This is a genomic window from Mycobacterium sp., assembly GCF_002863225.1.
GTDB lineage: Bacteria > Actinomycetota > Actinomycetes > Mycobacteriales > Mycobacteriaceae > Mycobacterium.
Map to the genome: position 1 here is coordinate 1 of NZ_PKEK01000027.1, position 17,629 is coordinate 17,629.

Genomic DNA, 17,629 nt, shown 5'->3' on the forward strand with positions numbered 1-17,629 from the left:
CGACCGGATCTTTGCGCCACGTCAGCCCCGGGAGCACCTCGGCGCTGCGCGTGTCGAATCGCACCACCAAGGTCACGGTGCGCTGCCCGGCGGCCGGGCGTCCCCGCAGCGACGTCTGATACAGCTCGGCGTAGTTGTCGCGTGCGGTGCGGCTGCCTTCACACACGATGTCGACATCGACCGGCAAGCCACAGCGCTGCATCTGCGCGGCGATCTTGGTGATCGGCAGCATATTCAGCGTTTTCGTGTGCTGGGAATACAACAGCGTCGGGATGTAAGGCTTGCCCAGCACAGCGATCATCGTGCACACCGTGTCGCCGTCGACAATGACCCCTACCTTGCGCTCGGCCACGATCACACCTCCATCGTCACGTCGACCGGCGCGAGCAGCTCGACGTGGTGCTGGCGACGACGCAACCACACCCACAGCCGGTGCACCCACTGCCACGCCGGCAACCCACCCACGGTGAGCACGATCGTCGCAACCGCGATCAGCGCGGCCACCGCGAACGCGATCGGCCAAGACCCTATCCACAGGCTCAACGCCAATCCAGCTGCGCCAGCAACAATTTCAGCGGCAACAACGGACGTAGTGTTGATTCGCGCGGAGATCAGTCGTTGTCTCACAATTGTTCCTCTCTGCGCCGAGCCACCGTCGCACCGGCAGCAAGCCCCACCACAGCCACCACCGCGACCCCAGTGATCCCGATCGCCACCCACCGTGGCCGGGCGTCGGGCGGCGGCGGCGGGGCGGGCAGGTTCAGCTGCGCCCGACGCACGCCGGGGGCGAAGACATCCCCGGCGGGCAGATCCCACGTCAGCGCCGCGATCGGGTCGACGATGCCGTAACCCACCACATTGTCGCGGTGCCCCGCAGGGGGATGCGCCGTGGCTTCCATGCGGTGAATCACTTGGTAGGCAGAAAGATTCGGAAACTTCGCCCGGACGAGAGCGGCGATTCCGCCGACCAGGGCGGAGCTAAACGAGCTGCCTGCGATCGGGTGAAGCTTGTCCTGATCGACCGATCCGTTGATGACTTGACCGCCGGCCGACAGCCCGACGATGTCGGCACCTGGTGCCGCCAGGCCGACCCACGGGCCGCGCAACGACGCCCCTTGCCCGGTGGCCGGTACTCCAGTCGAATCCGTCGCAGAGACGGCCAGCACGTAGTCGCTGAACCACGCCGGTGCCGCGACCGTTTTCACCGACCCCCACCCTCGGTGCGGGTCGGTCGGCAGCGGGTCAGGGTTCTGCGAGCAGTTCTGCGCTCCAGCGTTTCCTGCGGCGGTGACGATGACGACATCGCGGTCGACGGCCGCGTAACGCACCGCAGCACCCAACGCTGCCTGGTCTTGCGGCCGAGAGGTCGAAATGCAGGACACCACACTGATATTGATGACTTTCGCACCCAGGTTTGCGGCGTGGACGATCGCGCGTGCTAGGGAGGTGATGTCGCCGGCTCGGCGCAGATCCTCAGGGTTGTCGGTCATCGGCGGGTCTTTGAGGCCGAAGGTCTGCGCTGTCTGGCGAATGGAGACCAGCATCGCATCGGGGGCCACGCCGATCAGCCCATCGGGCCCATCGCTGGGCGGCGGCGCCGCCGGGGCGGGAGCACTCGGTCCGTCCTCGCCCGCATCCCTGATCCATGCGGGTGCATCGTCAGGCGGCGGAGGCGGCGCCGGCGGCGGAGGAGGAGGTCCCACGGTTTGGGTGACCGTCACAGTCGGCGGCGGCGGGGGCGGCGGCAACGGCTGAGGTGCCGGCGCACCGGGCGGTGGTGGGGCAGGAAGTGCCCCAATAGGTTTAATCGGCAGTGGCGCGCCGGCGGGTGCCGCACCGATCAACGAGGCAATGACTGTCCCGTGTCCATCGCAATCTGCCAGTCCGTCGCCGTATTGGCCCATCACGTAGTCCCCGCCGGGCACCAGATGGGGAAGGCGCGGTTGGGCAGCCACTCCTGTATCGATGACCGCAACGACCACTCCCGCGCCAGTCGATACCTTCCAGGCTTCCGGCATGTTCAGCAGCTGCAGCGCGGCCGGTAACTCGCGGAGATCGCTGCCCGGCAACACCCCGGTCTGGGTGCACGGCGCGATCTGCCGCATCGGTGCATCGGGCCCCGGAGGTGGATCAGCAGGCGGCGGACCGGCCGGGACCACCGGCGGCTCGATCGCGCCCGCCGCCCCGGCCGATAGCCCGACCAGCGCTGCGGCCAGCCCGAGGGCGCCCAGCGCAGTGCCTACCCGCGTCATGTTCCATGCACCGCATTCCGCACGACCGACAGCAGGTTGAGCAACCAAATCGACCACGGCACAATCAAAATGAGCAGAACGTACTCGCTGACTTCGACTGCCCGGTTGACCGGTGCGTTGATGCGCGCTTTAGGAATGACCAGGGCCACCAGCAGCGCCGCGATCCCCAGGGCCAGCGCAGCACCCACGCAAATCAGCGTCACCGGCACCGACGCCGGAACGGGTGCGCTGGCGTAGCGCCCCAGCACCATCGCGGTGCCCGCCAGGGCGCTAACCGCCAAAATGATCGACTGGTAGCGATCGACAAACGACCGCGATCGCAGCAGAAAGATCGTGCAGGTACCCAACGTGAACACCAAAAACCGCCAGCCCCCGCCGATCTGGGGCTGCACCGCATAGCGGCACGCGACGACGAGGACCACCGCGCTCCCGGCCAGCAGCCCGGTCACGATCGCCGTACCGCGGCGCGCCCACTGCGTGATCTGCTCCACCGTGCCGGTGTCCGGGCGCGCGACCGGCGACACCGTGTTGCGCTGCCCACCGGCTGGCGTCTCGAAAATGCCCCGGTTGGTGATTGAGGGAAACCACGGCCCAGGAACGCCGGCCGCGATGACACCGATGCTGGGGGCAAACGTCACCAGCAGAAGGCACACCAGCAAAAACACCACCGCAAGATGAGCCGGTGTGACCTGCCAGCCGCTGGCGTGCACCGCCGCCACCGTCGCTGCGCACAGCCCGATCACCAGTGATGCGGCCAGGACCCCGACATAGCGGCCGGTCAACATCGCCACAGCCGCCAGCCCGGCCAGCACGACGGCGATCGCGGCCACCAGATGCCATCCACCAGGCGGGCCGGGCACCGCCAGCGCGGCGGCCGCACCGGCAGCGATCAGCGCCGCCCACACCAGCATGATTGCCGTCGCGCGGCGATGTTCGTCGCGGGCCCGGCCCAGGCCCCTGGCCGCGACCAGAAGCACCACCGTCAGCGCGCCCGACACTGCGGCAGGCACCCAGCCGTGTCGCTGCCACCACAGCTGGCCCAGCATCAGCTCCGCCCACGCCACCAGCCCGACCGCCAGCCCACCGGCCACCCTTCGAGTCGTCGTGACGTCGACGCGGCGGAACTGTTTGTCCGCCGAGCGGGCCAGCGCGGTCGACACTTCTTCGACGGTCTGGGCGTATCTCTCGGTGGCATCGGCGGGCAGCAGCCACAGCACCTCGCCGTCCAAGACGCCGCTGTCATCCAGGGATCGCTGCACGTCCAGCGGCGTCGCGTCAGCGCGGCACAGCCGGTAGGTCAGTTTGTCGTCGAGTTCGGGCGCGTTGCGCTTGCGCAGGATCGCGTTGACGCGCGGGATCAGGTCCTCGATCACCGCAATCAACGCCACACCGGCGGGCAGGACGTAGTCGATCAAGGTGTCGTCACCGACGAGCAGCGACACCTTGCCTAGCCGGGGCGCATCGGTTGCCTGCGCGGCGGGACTAACGGCTGTCATCGTGCTTCGGCCCCGGCGGCGAACCCGGATGCCAACGCCGCGGCACCCTCGAGTACCTTGCGCCCGGTCGCCGGGTTGAGTTCTTTGAGCTCCACCACGCCGGCAGTGGCGATGTGGGCATCGAAGGGAACCTCGATGATGCGCTGCTCGGGCACCCAGTGCTTGAAGTGCTCAGTCAGTGTGTCGACCAACCGGGCGGTGGTCTTGCGATCTTTGCGGTTATGCGGTGGCCGAATGTGGTTGACCAGCAACACTGTTCGCGTCAGCAGCTGATGGTGGCCGCCGTCGCGCAGCCACTCGAAGTTGGTGCTGGCACCCTCGGCCCCATCCGGGACCGCCGAGGCCACCATCATCACCGCGTCGGCGCGGTCGAACACGCCGGCCATCACCTTGTGGTCAAGATCGACCCCGCAGTCGATGAACAACACGCTGTAGAACCGTTGCAGCCGGGAGTGGGCCGCGCTGAACTCGTTGGCGTCCAGCGTTTCTCCCCGCGCGCCAGCGTGGCGCGGGGATGCGACCACGTCGAGCCCGACAGCGTTTTGCCCCGTCAACGCGCGCACGTCGGCGTAGCGGTGCAGGTTCATGTCGCTGTTGATTTCACGCATGGAGGCCGCTTTCGGGTCCACGCGGGTCGCCAGGTTGGCCGCCTGGGCCGGGTCGGCGTCGATCGCGACCACGCGGTCGTTGCGCCGCAGGTCGGCGAAAACGCTTGAGACAGCGGCGGTCATCGCGGTTTTACCCGCTCCGCCTTTACCGCCGAGTACCGCGATGGTGTAGGTACCCCGCACGTTCGCGTTTACCGCCGCCTTGAGCGCGCGAACCTTCTGCTCGTCGGCGGACTCACCGACGTTGATCAAGCCGCCCGTCATCACATAGATGGCCTTGCGCCACCCCGATGACGACTCGATTTTGCGCGGAGCGATCAGATCTGTAGCCCGCAGCTTGTCCCGCAGTTCACCACCTGCGCGCGCGTCGTCGCGTCGTCCCGCCCCATAGTTGGGCGGTTCCTGCCCGCGCTGTGGGGCCTGATTCCAGGGATCGCCCCCGCGGCTGTCGCGCTCTGCGCTCGGTGGCGCCCCATGACGCCCGGCGCCAGGATTGAACGGTGGTGGCGGAGCGACCTGCGGTCGTTCAAAGTGCGGTGTGCGGTACGGGTTTTCGCCCGGGGCGCGCCCTTGCCGATCGGAGCGCAAAGGCCGCACTTCAAACCCTGTCGGACCTTCCTCGCCGCCGCCAAAATTCTCGGGGGCCGCCGCGGAGGGCGGTACTGGACGCGGTTGGCCGGGGTTCGTCGAAATCGGACGACCGTACCCTGGAGGCAAGTCATCGATTCGGATTATCTCGGTCTGCGCCGAGCCGGGGTAGCTTGTCGTTTGCGGCTGCTCGGCCGAGCTGTGGGAGTCGCCGTGCGGCTCTGGTTCTAGTTGACCGTGCGACGATGCCCCTTCGGACAGATCGTCGAAAAAGTCGCGCTCTTCACGTTCGTGTGGGCTTGTCATACCGAGTCCCCTCGTCGCCGAACCGTGTTTGAAATCCGGCTCGTACCAAACAATTTGGTCACAACGCGAGACTAACAACCACGATTTTGATCCGTCTACTACGCCTGCCAACTTTGTGTGTATCGAATTTCATTGCCGTTGGTGGATCGCCCAATCGCGCCCACAGGGCAGGCTTTCGAGCAGTTCCAGCACGGCGCGAGCGATCGCGTCATCGCTGCCCGGAAGCAGGGTGGTCCATTGGCGGCGGTCTGGGCCGATGGTGTTGCTGACTACCACCCTGCCCAGGATGGTGTCGGCGACTGTCACTGCGGTGGTGGCCAGTTCTTTTCCATTGATGGTGAATTGGGCCGCAGACACGACCGCGCGTGTCGTTCCTCGGTCGGCGACGGCTTCAACCAGGCGGGCCTGGGGAACGGTCAGACCGACTCCGACGAGGTCGGTCACCAGGTCGTGGCCGACCGGGTTGGCTTGCCAGGCCGATAGCGCGGAGTTCAGGGCGGGTGCTTCGCTGTTGATGCCGTGGAAATGCGCGGGCTGTGCTGGGCCGAGCACTTCCACGACGGAGTCGCTGATCTTCGCCGACCCCAGTGGGCTGACGACGACGTCGTCGCTGCTGTCGTGTCCCGGCCGCCACAATCGGGCTGCGCCTACCCATATTCCGTCGCGCCGGCACATAGTGACGACGCGCTGTGGTGGGCGATCGGCGTACCACTGCGCCAGCGCTGCGGCGGCCTCGATCGGGTCGTCGGGAGCGAGGAACATCGGCGGCGGGCCCAGCAGCCGGTCGGAATCCTCCTCGGGCCGTGACACACTCACGTCGATTTCCAGGTCGGGTCGGCCGAGCACGGCGATCCACGAGGCGACGTCGGGGTCGACGTTGCCATCGTTGATTACGCCGGCGCTTTCCAAGACCGCCAAGCCAGGATGGTCTGCCAGAGTCGCCTGCACCGATCCGATAGGCCGAACCTTTAACGCGGGCGGGAGGTTTGCCACATTGCACAGCGCGGCTGCCAACCACAATCCCTCGGATGTGGACGACAGCCGCGCCGCGGTGCCAGTCGTGCTCACAGGCCCTGGAAACCAGCCTTAACACCGAAGTCGGTGGTCTGGGCGTTCGTCGAGGCGTGGCCGATGGCCGCGCCGTGCCGGTTGATGGTCTCGAACACCGAGTTGAACGCTTGGTTGATTTCGTTGAACGCGACCTGCGCGGCATCCGAGCCGTGCTGGGTCCAGATGGTCGCTGCGTGTTGGACCGCGTTCATCGCCTGCTGCTTCAGGTCGGTCATGTGCGCGGTCAACTGCGCCTGGGCCGCAACGTGGTCGGCCATCATCGGGTGGTCATATCTCATAGAATCCATGGGATCGTCTCCTTAAAAGTGTTGTAGCGCTGAGGTTGTGGGCTAAGTGGTCTGCACGTTGCCCAGAGCCGCGCGGTTCTGATCGTTGGTGTGCGCGTACTGCTGAGCAGCCCGCTCCATCATGTGGATGGTGTTCTCGAAGCGCGTGCTGACCTGTTGGCCGGTGTGCCGGATCTGCTCCACGCTGTTGAGCGATGCCAGCGAAGCGTCGCCGTCGAAACCGGCACCGTGCAGGTTCTGGTTCATCGTCTGGTAGCGCGCCAGTGACGACAAGACCTCGGACTGGATGTTCTTCAATTGGCCCGCCGCAGAAAGCATCTGGGCGGTATCGGCGTTCAACGCCATGGTGACTCTCCTTTTAACTCAGGTAATCGGTTACAGCTGGTCGAACTGTTCAGCACTCACCCCGCGCCCCTGCGGGGTCTTACCCTCCCTGCCCGACGTGGACCACGCCTTGAGACGTCAGGACCGGAGCATCGTGCGCGGAGCTGCCAAGCGTGATCAGCTTGTCGGCTTCAGAAACCTCGGCGTGCTGCGCGCCGCTTCGTCCCGAGCGGCCCACCGCACCCATCGGCCCGTACATGCCGGGTGCCATCGCTGATCGCGCGGCGGCACCACTGCGTAGACCTGCCGCCGCTCCAGCGCTGTCATCGGCGCTCTCGGCGGCGTTCGCCCACCAGCCGCCCGGCAGCCCAACAGGGCCGCCCAGGTTTCCAGCAGAAGGTTTCGTCAGCGCGGCGCTCACATCTGAGCCGCCGCCCGCGTAGCCGCCGTTAGCACCGCTTAGACCCGACCACGGTGCGTTGGCCGCACTGAGCGGCGGAGGCCCACCGCCACCCGGGCCACCGCCCAGACCGCCGCTCATACCGCTGGTCAGTGCCGACAGCGGACCGAGCAGCCCGCTGAACTGGCCCGCGGCTTGCGCCGGCAGCCCGGCCACGCTCGACAGCGGGGACTCGGCCGCGCTCATCGCCTGCGGAGCCATCTCGGTGACCTGGTTGAGCAGTCCCTGCCCCGAATCGCCCAACGGCGGCTGCCCGCCCTGGCCTTGACCTTGTCCTGGTGCACTGGGCGCGCTCGGGGTCCCGGGCGCACTGCTGCTGGGCGTTCCCGGCGTATTCGGCGCCATCGCCGCGCTCGCCGCGCCGGGGATGCCCGCGCCCGTCACGCTGACGGGTGTGCTGCCTTGGCCGGTGCCACTGGACGCCCCGAGCGCCTGCACCCCGGACCCGGCGGACGTCCCGGTGCTCAAGCCGGCGCTGACCGCCGTCCCGAGGCCGCTACCCACCGCCGAGCTGATGCCCTGGCCGCCTGCGCTGACCCCAGATCCGAGCGCTTGGATGCCGCTGCCAATGCCTTCGCTGACCAAGCCAGCGAGCCCTGATGCGGCGCCGACAGGGCTGGTCATGTCGGTCAATGGCGGTAGCGGCACTGACAGCGCATCAACGGCGGCCGTGGTGGTGGCCAGGTAGCCCATCATCGCGCTGGCGTTCTGGGTCCAGAATTCGCCGTACTCGGCCTCGGCCTCGGCGATGGCAGGGGTGTTCTGCCCCAGGATGTTTGAGGCGACCAGAGCCGCTTCGCGGAGCCGATTTTCGATCACCACCGGGTGCGGGATAGTGGATGCGACCGCGGTGCTGTACCCGGCTATCGCCCCCTGCACGGTGGCCGCGGCGGCGCCAGCGTGGGCTCCGGCCGTACCCAGCCACGCTGACATCGGTGACGCCGCGGAAACCATGCCGCCACCACCGGAGCCGACGAACGACGGCGCGGTCGCCGCGGTCGTCACTGCTTGCTGGGCGGCTTGTTCCATGTGGGTGGCCATCGCGTCGGTGTAGGCGGCCACCACCGGGACGTGCGCGGCCGGACCCGCGCCCATCATGGTCAACCGAAAGGCGTTGATCTCCGGTGGAATTCCCCAGTACATTTGCCGGCCCCTACAGGGCCATCAAGCCCTGGCCGACCACTTCGGCCGCCGTGTAGGTCGCAGCGGAAGTGGCGACCGTCGCGGCGAAGGCTTCGCGCTGGGTGACGCCCACTGCACCCACGGCCAGGAACTGCGCTCCGTGGGCCATGATCGCCGACATCAGCATTGCCGAAACTTCCTCGCCGCCCTGCGGCACGACCGCCCCCATCGGTGCGGCGGTGGCAGCAAGGTTGGCGGCGGTCGCTGCCCCACCGGCACCTTCGGCTGCTGCTTGCGTGGCGAGCACCGGCGCTTCAATGAACATCATCTCAGTTACACCCCTGTCTAGCAGTCAAGTCCGTGATGGCGACGATAATGCCCGCCCCCGACCCCGGCAACCAATGCCTCGAAGATTCCACATGAGGAAACCCCCCGTGTGGACACCGGGATACAAATGCGTGCGCTGTCGTTGCGCTGCCCTGCCCGGCCAGGAAATTCACCTGAGGATCAATAAATGCGTATCGGCCTGTATTTGCGCTGCTCAAAGCTGCTTTTTGGATGTTTCCGACCAGTAAGACGTAATGGCGCGGGTTGTGAGTGATCCGGATAGCGTCCCCGGTGATCTGGTAATCCGATGTAAACCGTTCTTCGGGAATGTGATCCGATCTGAACCGTCCTCCGGGAATGGCCGACGAGCCACAGCAATATGTTCTTACTGGCCAGCGGAGTTTTCGTCGCAGCCCAGCGCCAGGGCCGGTGCCGATGGCCCGAGGAGCCGCGATATCGCCGCGATGGCGCATAAGGGCCATGTATACCAGCAGTCAGATGCGCCTCGCAACGCATAATAAAGTAGATGGGGCCGCCGAGCCTCAGCCACCCCCTAGGCTCGGCGGCCTCTTCGCAGTTCAGCGCCGAGGCCGTAGCCGCAACTTCAATCCGGCGGGTTTGTAAGTGATGGTTTCGGTGATGCGCAACTGGTATCCAGGCTCGGGCTCGATGTCGAATTGGTGGAGGATCGCGGCCAGCGTCAGGACCGCTTCGTGCAGTGCGAATTGCCGCCCGATGCAGGCGCGCGGGCCGGTGCCGAACGGCTTGTAGATCCGCGGGCCCAGCGCTCGCTGGTTGTCGGGAAGAAACCGGTCGGGGTTGAAGTCGTCGGCATCTGGTCCCCACGCCGGGTCTCGGTGCGCCGCGTCGAGCAGGACGAACACCCAGTCGCCCCGGTTGAAGTGGTATTGGCCGGCACCGATACTGGTCGACGTTTTAGCCTGCCGGTAGTAGCCGGGCACGACGGGGGTCAGCCGCAGCGTCTCATCGACCACCCGGCGCAGGTAACGCAGCTTAGCCACATCGTCGAATTCGATGTCAGGGTAGGCGCGGGTGGGCCATTGCTGATCAATTTCGGCGCGTACCCGTGCGGCGGCGACTGGATGTTGGGCAAGGTGGTGCAACGCGAAAGCGATTGTGTTAGCTGTGGTTTCGCTGCCGGCGACCAGAAGCGTGAGGACTTGGTTGATGATGTTGTCGTCGTCGAGGTGCTCGCCGGTGTCGGGGTCGGCGGTGTGCAGCATTCTGTCGAGAATGCTCGTGCGATCTGGATTGGGGTGGTTGCGGCGTGAGTCGATGACTTCGGCCACCCACAGCCGGATGTACGCCTTATCGGCGTAGTGCTGCCGTTTGCGTCTGCGCCCAAAGACCTTCTCGTAGAACGGTATCGCGTCGGTGCGGCGAATCGCGAAGGCCAACTCGCGCAGCACCGCATCCAGGAATGGGTTCTCGCTGCGGTCGCCGAGCTTGCCGAACGAGTAGCTAAAGCCCGCCCGGGCGATGATCTCGATGGTGAGGCGGTTGGCCTCATCGGCGATGTCGAGCCATGCGCTGGTGTGCTGCCACACCTCGAGGAGTTCGCGCACCGTGGCTGCCATGGTGTCGTGGTAGGCCATCATCGCTGATTTCGAGAAGACTGGCATCAAGATATTGTGCGCACGTTGCCAATTGGGTTCGTCGTTAAAGGCGGTGATCAGCCCGTCGCCGGCGATGGGTCGGAGCCGCCGCAACGAGAAGCCGACATTTTTCTCCCAAACCGTGTCGTCGTTAACGTCGTTGATCAACGCGGGCCCCGACACGACGATGACCGGGACGTCGAAGATGCGCTGCTCCATGATGGGCGAATCGAGCTTGCGGATCTGGGTGGACAGTCCCTGGGCGGGCTTTGTGAAATCGACGGTGAGCAGGTCGCCGATAATTGGCAGTCGGAGCCGTGAGTGCGGTATCGCTGTGTTGGTCATCGCCGCGCGCTTTCGGTAGGAGACGGGGTGAGGTGCTGGGCCGCCGCGCACGCGTTGGGCCACCAGCGCGCCAGCGCTAACAGAGCGCGGATTTCCTCGTCCAAGGTGGCCGAACGTGACGCGGCGACCTCGCCGGGGTCTCCGGCTTGGGGCGGGCGGCCGGCGGCCTTATTTCGGACAGCGCAGGCCAGGCGAAATGCCCGCACCGCGGCATCGCGCTGCCGAGCCGACACCTTGTTGTCCCCGAGGTAGCGGCTGACCTCGTCGGAGGTGATGTCACCGACGAACGGGCGCAGCTGTAGGGCGGCGTCGCGGATCTCCACGCTCGTCTGGTGCAGGTGAAGAAGGCTTCGCCGGCGGCCGGCCGCCTCGCCGCCAAGGTCGAAGGCCGTGCCCGGCACCGCAGTTCGCATGCTGTCTCGCAGTGGTTGCAGCTTGCGCCAATTGCGACTTACCGGCTCAAGCCCCCAGTGCGCAAGGAGCTGCATCACGAACGGCCACGCCGCGATCATGCTTGCGCCCGTGGCCTCGAAAAAGAAGTTGTAGCCGTGAAATCGCAACTGCACGTTGGGGTCTGTCCAGCCCCACTTGTTGGTGAACGCCAGGACCAGGGCTTCCATGGTGGCGAAACCGATCAGCAACCCCAATGCGCCGCCCGCGGCTGCGACCATCCGTTCGCGGCGGGTCGGTGCGTGCCGCAGCTCGGCGATGCACATTCTCAACAGCTGCACCGAGAGCACGACCAAGATCGCCAGATAGAGCGCCCACGCCAACGCGCCGTCCCAGCCGGGATAGGTTTCCAGGGTCTGATGCGCCCGTCGCGCGCCGGTGGCGGCGGCCAGAAACGCTGCGAACAGCACGATCCCTGCCCGTCGGTAGCGCAGGTACACCCTTCGGGTGGCCTCTTCAGATAGTCCCGCCCACAGCGCGGTAAAGCCGAGGAACTCGGTACAGGCCGGGATCATGAATCCGAGCGAAAGCTGCTGGGACAGTGTGACACTAGCCAGCGCAGAGTAATCCAGCAGACGCTGCACCTGGTGTTCGCGCAGCAGCTGAACAATGAGCATGAAGACCAGCGTGTTATTCAGATACCGGTCAAACGGCGTTTCATGCACCCGTGCGTAGCGGGCGGCGATGAGGGCCACCATGAACGCGATGGAAGGCCAGGCGAAGATGCCGGGGACCGCTGATGTCATTGTCGGTTCAGGAAGATGCTGCGCATCACCGACTTCTTGGTGGCGCCCTCAGCGGCAGCGATCATAATCATGCTGGCGAACATCTCGGCGTCGCGCTCCTGGTCGGCCAGGAAGTCCGAGCGTCCGAGGATGGCCCGCACCGTTGCCGGATCAATATCGGGCAGCAGCTCGTCGAGTCGGTCGAACGCCACTTGCTCAGCATCGGCGGCGTGCCCACTCCCGTGCCCGAGCAGAATGTGGCCGATTTCGTGGCAGACGATCTGGTCGATGTGATAGTCCGAGGTTCCCGTTTCATGCAGGATGACGTCTTCGTCATCACTGGCCAGCCACAGCCCGCACGGGCCGCCTGCCAGGGCTGCCGTATCGGTCGGCACCAAACGGATCGGGCGGCCCCGCACGTCAGCGATGTTGGTAATGAACTTCTCGCGGTCCCATGGCACGGGGATGGGAAGCTCGCGCGCCAGAGCGAGAAGCTCGTCGTTGGAGACTGCCATCCTCTACCCCTCGGGGTCTGGTGATTCGACCGGCGGCAACTTTTCGAGATGCCGTGCATGGTCGACCATAGCCCGAAGCGAATCTATTGCTTCTGGCGTCAGGCCTGATGCGCGCATCGCCAGATCGCGGATGCCGGCATCACGCAACACCTGAAGGAGTTCGAGCTGGGCCTCAAGCTTGGGATCGACATCGGATTCGATCAGGTACGACGCGGAGATGCCGAAGAAGTCCGCGATAGCCCGCAGCGGCTCGACCGTAGGGTTGGTGCTTTTGCCCGACCGTAATTGCCACAGGTAGGCCGCGCTGATCGACACTCCGGTTTTCTCGGTGATCGCCTTGGCGGCCACCGCGTTCGATATTGGACGCTCGTCGCGGCGTCGCATCGTGTCGAACAGCCGCTCAAGCCTGGCCGCCAGGGACGGTGATGGGTCGGTGCCGGCGTCGTCCGAACGATCGTCGGTCAATGTCCATCCGTTTCTGCCTGTGTACCAGCCGTTTACGGATTCTACCTAACCGTCTGGTTGGTTAGGACAGGGTTCCCTTATTCCGGTGCGGTGCGAACGGCCAGCTGCGCGGCGGCCCGAGCCCGCTCCTCGACCCCTTTAAGTCGCGCCGCGGCGTGCTGGATGACCGCGGCGATGCTGCCCGCTTCGTCGGCGATTTCGGTGAGCCGCTGCGCCACCACCTGGGACGACCTGCTGACCACGGGCGCCGGCCCCGGCCGCGCGGTGCCATTGAGTAGCGCCGCGCATGCTCCAGCCTCCCAGCCCAGCGCCTTTTCGATCCGGCCCAACGTCGAAGCCCGGGCGGGGATTTCGGCATGGTTGATCAACCGGGACACGGTCGGGCGCGCCACCCGCGCGATACGGGCCAGATCGTGTTTGGACAGCCCGAGTTCTAGCCGCGATTCATCGATCGTGCGGGCCAGCAGGCGTTCGGCGTCCGGGTCGCGAATCAAGCCGTCCTCGCAGGCAACGCGACCTGTACGGGTGCCACCACACGGTCAGTGACGTAGAGCCCACGTCCCGGCGGTGCCGGGCGGGCCTTGGTGTCGCCGATGATGGGACCTTCGCCGGGGTCGCCGTCCATGACGATCGCCGCCGATTTCGCTTTCACCATCTCTCCGACTATCGGGTTGGTCTGCGTGCGGCCCCACTGCGCGATCCGGCGGGAGACCACCAGGTGCATTCCGACCTCCCTACCGCGGGTGATGTAGGGCGTCAGCGAGCCGAGCGGATAGCCAGTACCGGGCACGAAGCCGCCAGTGTCCCAGGTGGCGAGGGTCTCTTCGCGGTCAATGAACACGAAGATCTCCGGCCCGCTCCAGCGCCGGGTTCCAGCCGCCAGCTCCTCTTGGGTTTGGTCGGTGGTCGGCATCCGCGAAGCGAACAGGGCACCCAGGGTGTCACCGAGTTCGCGGATTTGGTCCTGGAGGTACACGTAGCGCCCCAGGTGGTCGCCCTCGACCACGCGCAGCAGGTTGTTGTGCGGGTCGACCACGTAGATCTGGGCCTGGTCGGGGCGGTAGACCCGCATCACCGCTTGAGCGATCGTCGCCAGGCCGCTCGACAGGCCACACTCCGGGCGGCCCGTGAACAGCAAGTGCGCCGACTTGGCGAAATCGGCCACCGCGGGCACCAACCCGATCTCGGAGATACCGAAGGGAACCACTTCAGCGCCAAGCTGCCCTCCACGGGCCTGCCACTTCTCGAACACCTCGCCGATACCAATCTCCTTGGGCAGCATCCGCACCCGCGCCGCAGCGCTGCCCGGCCCACCCACCTTCGCGATCGCCTCGGCGGCGACGCCGGCGTCCACACGGCGACCGTCGATGGTCAGCTCGGGCAAACCGGCCTGGAAGTGATAGCCGTCCATCGAGGTCCCGCGCCCGCGGATCTTGCGCACCTGGAGTTGTTCAACCTCCCCGCCGCCAGTCTCGTCTTCGTCGTCGAGATAGACCTGCTGATCACCGAACGGCACAGACTTAGCGACCTTGAGATTGTTCTTGCCTCTGTCGTCAGTGTCATCGAGCCTCAGTTCAACATTGCTGGTCAGCCGGTTGACCATGCCAGAGGGGAACTTGCTGGCAACCCATCCTCCCGTGGACACCAACATGTGCACCCCTAAATCGGGGCCCTTGGCCAGAATCCGCTGCACGTCGGCAACCAGATTCTCCCAGTTGTTCACAAAGGTCGGCCACCCGTCGATCACCAGATACACATCGCCGAACGGATCATCGGGTACCGGCCCCTCAACCCCACCGAACTTGCGTTCCCGCAACTTCGTCAGGGTCAGCCGCAGCGTGCTGAATGCCTGCTCACGCTCCTCGATCAGGGTCAGCATCTCGGCGATGATCCGCTTGACCTGCTCGGGGTCGACCTCTCGGGCGAACCCGCCGACGTGCGGCAACGTCTCGACGACGTTGAGGTCGGGACCGCTCAACGCGATCACGTAGAACTGCACCCGCCGCGGGCTATACATCAACGCCGCACCGGTCAGCATCGTCGCCAACGCCACCGTCTTGCCAGCCGACTGGACTCCCACCACAGCGCAGTTGCTGTCCGCGAGGTTCGGTGCGTAGACGAACTGGCGATGCTCAAAGGGCCTGTCCTCCACGCCAACCGGGAATCGCAGCACATCGAGCTTGTCCGCTTCGCTGCCGTACTCGGCGTCCCATGGCTTGCCCCGCAGCCGACGCACAAGCTCATCAACAGCCACCGGCTCCAGCGGCGGCAACCACATCGGCGCCAGCGGCGGTAGACCCGCCCGGTTCAACGACGCGATCGTGGCTTGCACCTGCTTGAGGGTGCGACCGTCTGGCCCGATGATCGCCTGCGGCTCTACCGCCGGGGCGTTCCCGACGCTGCGGTGCACCTGCAACGCCGGCATCCCGGCCGCGTGGAACTCCTGCGGTTCGACGTAACCCGCTTCCCGGCGCACCGCTGCCGAGGCTGCTTGTTGGGGCGGCACATAGCTTTTCATCGCGAACGCGGTCTGGAACCTGGTGAAATGTTTGGCGCTACCAACCCGCAGCAGCCCGGCACCAGCAGGCTTGGCCGGAAGGTGATTGGCCTCATCATTGCCCAGGATCTCGCGCGAATCGGAGTCACCGACCGTGCGCAACGCGATGCGGACCTGGATGTTGCTCATGATGCCGCCCTGCATCTGATGACCCAGCCGCTGTGACCCCATCACCAGCCGCAGCCCTTGCGAACGGCCCTGGCGGGCAACCTCATCCATGACCGCCTTGGCTTCATCGCTTTCGGCGAACATCTGCGTGAACTCATCGACGATCAGCAAAAGGTGCGGCATCGGCGGCAGCTTCTCCTTTTTGTGAATCCGCAGATACTCGTACTCAGCGATATCGCTGACCTGCGCGCGGTCCAGTCGGCTCTTGCGGCGATCCATCTCGCCGTAAAGCACATCGGCCATGCGGGTGATCCACAGCTTGTCGTTTCGCAGGTTGCTCATCGCGGCCACAGTGTGTGGGAACCCCGCGATCACGTGCGCCAATGCGCTGCCCTTGAAGTCGAAGACCGCGATCTTCAACGACTCCGGCGAATGGGTCAGGCACGCCGCCGTGACCAACGCAGTCAGCAGCACCGACTTACCGCTACCGGTGGTTCCCACCACTACGACGTGATGCCCCATGCCCTCGAACTCGTGGGTCTCTTTCAGGTCGATCGCCACCGGTTGACCGTTGCGCGGATCCCGCCCGATCGGGAAACGCAACCACTCACGGCCCCAACGGAACTCGCCCTCGTCGTCCTGGATAGGCGGGCCCGAGCGGGTCGCAGCCCACGCCTCGTCCACGTCGATGTTGCCGGCATCGGGCAGGCCCAGGATGTCGTAGAGGTCCACGATCTTCGACTGGCTGATCGTTGAGCCGTGGGCAACGCGCGAATCGGAGTGAAAGCGAGCCATCTTGCGGGCAAAGGCCACAGCCGTTGCGGTGTCCATGTGATCGGGAACGGCGAAAAGCCCTGCCTCGTCGTAGGCCCGGTCACGTTTGACGTGCAGCGTGTACTCAGTTGTCATCGCGCGTATCCTCCTTGACCGTCACCCGCACGAACGTCACGCCCGCAACACCGCCAACTCCCCTGCGGTTCAACGCTTCCCACTCGCTGTCGACCGAAATCTGATCGTTGAACACCAGCCAGTGCGGGCGCGCCGCGTCGCTCGCGGTGGCATCGCCGTAGTTACGCCGCGAGTTGTGCAGCTCGTGACCTACCGCGGCGTCCATGCCCGCCGGCGACGTCCACACCATCCGCAGCGGGCCGCCACTGTCCATCAGGGTGTCGTGTTGGCAGTGCGGCAGCCATTTCACCCAATCCCACCGCTCAACGTCATCGGTGATGACCATGATTTTCAGGTCGCTGGGTGAATGAAAGCAGGCCGCCTGGCAGATCATTGCGCGCACCAACCCATAGACACTCTCGGGTCCGTCCTCGCCGACCAAGTTCATCAGCGGAACCTTCTTCAACGACAACGGTTTAGCGATGCCGCTGATGTATGACTGCTCCAGCACGAACTTACTCAAGGCGTCATAGCACACCGGCTCGTAGTCGGCGGACTCCCCCAACGGTGACGTCGCCAGCTCTTTCGCCAAATCCGATCTGCCCGTGCCGAACCGGATGAAACCGAAGTGCAACGCCAAATCCTGCTGGCTGCTGGACCGCTCCCACATCCGCGCCGAGCCGACCAGCCCGCGCAGCAGGCCCGGTTCCGGATGGTGAAACTGATAGTTTGCGAACTGGCGCGCGGCGTCGGTCTGGATCACGTCGCGCGTCGCATCCAGATCATCCATGTAGGAGCGTCGCTCCTCTTCGAGAACCTGCGGCGACATCGACTTGTTGTCGGCCCCACTGAACCGGCCGCCCATGAACATCGCCGCAAACGAACTCAGCATCATAATCGGCATCAGTAACGACACGAAACCCATTGGGCCTGAACGCAACCCCGGCTGAGTCAACACCATCGCCATCATGCCCAAAAACGCAGTCCCCATCACCGCGGGCCAAATGATCTGACCCTTAGTCATCGGCAAACGTCGCGGCGCCACCGGGCAATCCCGCACCGGAACCTTACCGCCGTCGACCTTCGGCGCACTCAACCGCGCGGGCGGATTGAAACGAG

Annotated in this window: 16 protein-coding genes and 1 pseudogene; all 17 read right to left on the reverse strand. The window is 65.6% G+C overall.

Annotated elements, in window-relative coordinates; translation table 11 throughout:
- Positions 1-352, reverse strand: a pseudogene (locus CYU59_RS06970) (type VII secretion protein EccE); the annotation flags it as partial.
- A 2-nt stretch (positions 353-354) separates the two neighbouring features.
- The gene (locus tag CYU59_RS06975) at positions 355-627 is read right to left on the reverse strand and encodes a hypothetical protein (RefSeq protein WP_292980845.1); all 273 of its coding nucleotides are present in this window, start codon (positions 625-627) and stop codon (positions 355-357) included.
- A complete protein-coding gene (locus tag CYU59_RS06980; protein ID WP_292980848.1) occupies positions 624-2,252 on the reverse strand; it encodes a S8 family serine peptidase in 1,629 nt (542 codons plus the stop codon). Before CYU59_RS06980 ends, CYU59_RS06975 begins: the two co-directional genes overlap by 4 nt.
- The gene (eccD, locus tag CYU59_RS06985) at positions 2,249-3,748 is read right to left on the reverse strand and encodes a type VII secretion integral membrane protein EccD (RefSeq protein WP_292980852.1); all 1,500 of its coding nucleotides are present in this window, start codon (positions 3,746-3,748) and stop codon (positions 2,249-2,251) included. Before eccD ends, CYU59_RS06980 begins: the two co-directional genes overlap by 4 nt.
- The gene (locus tag CYU59_RS06990) at positions 3,745-4,620 is read right to left on the reverse strand and encodes an AAA family ATPase (RefSeq protein WP_292980855.1); all 876 of its coding nucleotides are present in this window, start codon (positions 4,618-4,620) and stop codon (positions 3,745-3,747) included. Before CYU59_RS06990 ends, eccD begins: the two co-directional genes overlap by 4 nt.
- 759 nt (positions 4,621-5,379) lie before the next feature.
- The gene (locus CYU59_RS06995; protein WP_292980858.1) at positions 5,380-6,318 is read right to left on the reverse strand and encodes an ESX secretion-associated protein EspG; all 939 of its coding nucleotides are present in this window, start codon (positions 6,316-6,318) and stop codon (positions 5,380-5,382) included.
- The gene (locus CYU59_RS07000; RefSeq protein WP_292980861.1) at positions 6,315-6,608 is read right to left on the reverse strand and encodes a hypothetical protein; all 294 of its coding nucleotides are present in this window, start codon (positions 6,606-6,608) and stop codon (positions 6,315-6,317) included. Before CYU59_RS07000 ends, CYU59_RS06995 begins: the two co-directional genes overlap by 4 nt.
- A 42-nt stretch (positions 6,609-6,650) precedes the next feature.
- A complete protein-coding gene (locus tag CYU59_RS07005; RefSeq protein WP_292980864.1) occupies positions 6,651-6,953 on the reverse strand; it encodes a WXG100 family type VII secretion target in 303 nt (100 codons plus the stop codon).
- 79 nt (positions 6,954-7,032) lie between these two features.
- Positions 7,033-8,535: a PPE family protein gene (locus CYU59_RS07010; RefSeq protein ID WP_292980866.1), complete on the reverse strand. Its 1,503-nt coding sequence runs from the start codon at positions 8,533-8,535 to the stop codon at positions 7,033-7,035.
- Positions 8,536-8,545: 10 nt separating this feature from the next.
- A complete protein-coding gene (locus tag CYU59_RS07015; protein WP_292980869.1) occupies positions 8,546-8,842 on the reverse strand; it encodes a PE domain-containing protein in 297 nt (98 codons plus the stop codon).
- Positions 8,843-9,419: 577 nt separating this feature from the next.
- Entirely contained in the window at positions 9,420-10,802 is a 1,383-nt protein-coding gene (locus tag CYU59_RS07020) for a cytochrome P450 (RefSeq protein WP_292980872.1), read from the reverse strand.
- Positions 10,799-11,998 carry a DUF6545 domain-containing protein gene (locus CYU59_RS07025; RefSeq protein WP_292980875.1) on the reverse strand — a complete coding sequence of 400 codons (1,200 nt, stop codon included), beginning with the start codon at positions 11,996-11,998 and terminating at the stop codon, positions 10,799-10,801. Before CYU59_RS07025 ends, CYU59_RS07020 begins: the two co-directional genes overlap by 4 nt.
- Positions 11,995-12,492: a hypothetical protein gene (locus CYU59_RS07030; RefSeq protein ID WP_292980878.1), complete on the reverse strand. Its 498-nt coding sequence runs from the start codon at positions 12,490-12,492 to the stop codon at positions 11,995-11,997. The genes CYU59_RS07025 and CYU59_RS07030 overlap by 4 nt, the downstream gene beginning before the upstream one ends.
- Before the next feature lie 3 nt (positions 12,493-12,495).
- Positions 12,496-12,876: an XRE family transcriptional regulator gene (locus CYU59_RS07035; RefSeq protein WP_292980942.1), complete on the reverse strand. Its 381-nt coding sequence runs from the start codon at positions 12,874-12,876 to the stop codon at positions 12,496-12,498.
- Positions 12,877-13,034: 158 nt separating this feature from the next.
- Positions 13,035-13,451 (reverse strand): helix-turn-helix transcriptional regulator, encoded by a 417-nt coding sequence (locus CYU59_RS07040; protein ID WP_292980881.1) that lies wholly within the window; start codon positions 13,449-13,451, stop codon positions 13,035-13,037.
- Positions 13,448-16,531 (reverse strand): type VII secretion protein EccCb, encoded by a 3,084-nt coding sequence (eccCb, locus tag CYU59_RS07045; RefSeq protein WP_292980884.1) that lies wholly within the window; start codon positions 16,529-16,531, stop codon positions 13,448-13,450. The genes CYU59_RS07040 and eccCb overlap by 4 nt, the downstream gene beginning before the upstream one ends.
- Positions 16,521-17,534: a hypothetical protein gene (locus CYU59_RS07050; RefSeq protein WP_292980886.1), complete on the reverse strand. Its 1,014-nt coding sequence runs from the start codon at positions 17,532-17,534 to the stop codon at positions 16,521-16,523. The genes eccCb and CYU59_RS07050 overlap by 11 nt, the downstream gene beginning before the upstream one ends.
- Positions 17,535-17,629: the final 95 nt, after the last annotated feature.